The organism is Streptomyces sp. WG7 (genome assembly GCF_049975785.1).
Lineage (GTDB): Bacteria > Actinomycetota > Actinomycetes > Streptomycetales > Streptomycetaceae > Streptomyces.
Genome location: NZ_JBNGGE010000193.1, coordinates 1 through 531, shown reverse-complemented (window position 1 = coordinate 531; position 531 = coordinate 1). Strand labels below are relative to the sequence as shown.

Here is a 531-nt window from a genome sequence, read left to right as displayed (position 1 = left end):
ACCACACGACCGCCACAACCGCGCAAGCGACACCATCACCGCCCACAACACCGGCTGCACAACCTCAACCCGCCCCAACGCAGACTCATCGCCCAGCACATCCAGCAACGACCAGTCCACAAACGGACCCAACGCCTCAGCACACTCCGCCATCGCCCGAGCGAACACCGGCGACACGTCGAGCAACTCCCGTGCCATACCCACCCACTGAGCACCCTGACCCGGGAACACGAACACCACACCGGCACCCGTGTCCACCGCCGCATTCCCCTGGAACACACCCGGCGCCGGCTCACCCGCCACCACAGCCCGCAACCCCGCCAGCAACTCCGCATGGTCAGCGCCCGTCACCACCACACGGTGATCGAACAACGACCGCGACGTCACCAACGACCAGCCCACAGCAGCCACATCGACACCGGAATCGGCTTCCGCCCACTTCAGCAACCGGGCCGCCTGAGCACGCACCGCCTCCGCCGACTTACCCGACACCACCCACGGCACCACAGCCCCAACCAGGCCGTCCTCGGC

1 protein-coding gene is annotated in these 531 nt (G+C 67.4%); it reads right to left on the bottom strand.

The genetic code is table 11. The annotated features are described in order from the left end of the window. Nucleotides 1-531: acyltransferase domain-containing protein (locus ACP4J0_RS38710; RefSeq protein ID WP_426604165.1), on the bottom strand; the 531-nt coding region annotated here is incomplete at both ends.